Below are 1,804 nucleotides of genomic sequence, written 5' to 3'. Positions count from 1 at the left end.
GTGTTGAAGCCGTCGTTGCCGCCGTACATGAAGAGGCAGACCAGCGCCTTGTAGTCGGCCGCGTACGCCGGGCGGGCGCCGAGCAGCAGGTTGGACAGCGTGCCGGTGCCGAGCGCGCCGGCCAGCGTGGCGCCGGAGCCGAGCAGCCAGCGGCGGCGGTCCATCGAAGCGGGAGCGTGGGTGGGGTGTGTCATGTCGGGCTCCTCAGCGCTGCACTTGGTAATTGGGCGAGCCGAACACGAGGTAGGCGGCCATCTTCACGCGGTTGAGCTTCTGCGCGTCGGTGCTGGAGCCCGAGACCGACACCGCGGCGATCACGTCGGTGCGCGGCCCGGCCGGCAGCGCCTGGCCGATCGCCAGCATCGACAGCCGGTCGACCAGCTTGGCGGCATCGGTCGCGTCGGCGGTGAAGGCCGAGAGGTCCACCAGCGTGCCCACCGGGTTCGGTGCACCGCTGTCGGCCGGCTTGGTGCCGCCCCAGTCGAACAGGTAGGTCAGGAAGTTGAGCCGCTCCAGCGCCGAGTTGGCGTTGTGGATGCCGAAGGCCGGGCCGACCAGCGTGGTGCCGGGCACCGGGTAGTCGGGCGGGTAGTAGTTGAAGACCGAGGGCGGGCGGAACACGTGCTGGCGCAGGCTGTCGCCCCACCACCAGCTCAGCGAGTCGCCGTCGGTGTTGCCGTTCAGCGCGCGCAGCGTGCCGGTGAACATCAGCGTGGGCTCGCGCAGCTTGCCGCTGTTGCGCGTGGCGGTCTCGGCACGCGCCTCGCTGTCGAGCAGCACGGCCGCGACGGTGGCGGCCAGGTCGCCGTTCCTGCCGCTGCCCCAGCTCTTGTCGAAGTACGTGTACTTGCCGCTGCTGAACGCGGCCGACACGCGGGCCACGTACTGCGGCGTCGGGTTGCTGGTGACAAGCTGCTGGATCAGCTGCTTGCCGATGAAGGGCGCGGTGTTGGGATGTGCCATCAGGCTGTCGAGCACGGTCTCGAGCGCGGCCGGGGCCTTGGTGCCGGCCGCGAGCTGGGCGCCGCCCAGCAGGTCGCGCGCGGTGGTGTCGTGGAACTTGTCGACCGCGATCATGTCGCCGCCGTAGTAGCGGCAGTTCATGCCGGTCGGGTAGCAGCCGTACGAGGTGGCGCCGCCGGCCGGGTAGGTCCAGCCGGTCAGCGCGAAGGCATAGGCGCGCACGGTGTCGTTGCTGTAGGTCGGCACGCACTTGCCGGTCTTCAGCGAACCGTCGGTGTTCAGCTCGCAGGTGCCGATCGAGAACAGCTGCAGCAGCTCGCGCGCGTAGTTCTCGTTCGGCGCGGCCTTGTCGTTGTTCGCGTTGTTCAGGAAGTCGCCCATCACCGGCGACAGCGTCACCTTCTTGAGCACGTCGCGGTAGTTGCCGAACGCGTTGTCGAGCAGGTTGTTGTAGTAGACGCGGAAGCCGTAGTTGCCGCTGACCTCGAGGCTGTTGACGACGACGACCTGCTGCAGCGCGAACGCGACGCGCTGGCGCAGCTGGTCGGGCTGCTTCACCGCGTTGCGGTAGAAATCCCACAGCAGCGGCTCGGTCGAGAACCAGTCGCGCCAGCAGTCGGGCTCGTTGACGTGGGCCGGCAGCTCGCAGAAGTCGGTGGCGCTGGTGTTCTGGTGGATCTCGCCGGTCTTGCCGCTGGTGTAGCGCGAGCTGTTGAGCGCCATCTGCGCGGTGATCCAGGCGGCGGCGCCCTTGGACTTGATGTCGGTGACGAGGGCCTCGCTCGGGCCGAAGCTGGCCTGGTCGGCGAGGCGGACGGCGTCGCGCTGAGTGGCGGTGGCC

The 1,804-nt window shown here is 69.2% G+C and carries 1 protein-coding gene and 1 pseudogene; both read right to left on the bottom strand.

Going from position 1 to position 1,804, the window contains the following annotated elements:
- Positions 1-194: pseudogene (locus AC1D15_RS30090) on the bottom strand (DUF1501 domain-containing protein); the annotation flags it as partial.
- 10 nt (positions 195-204) lie between these two features.
- The coding region (locus AC1D15_RS30085; RefSeq protein ID WP_477828906.1) for a DUF1800 domain-containing protein at positions 205-1,804 on the bottom strand (1,600 nt) is incomplete at its 5' end.

It is taken from the genome of Rhizobacter sp. P2_H2 (assembly GCF_056403375.1).
Note: the sequence above shows the minus strand (reverse complement) of the source record. Positions and strands in the feature narration are given on the sequence as shown.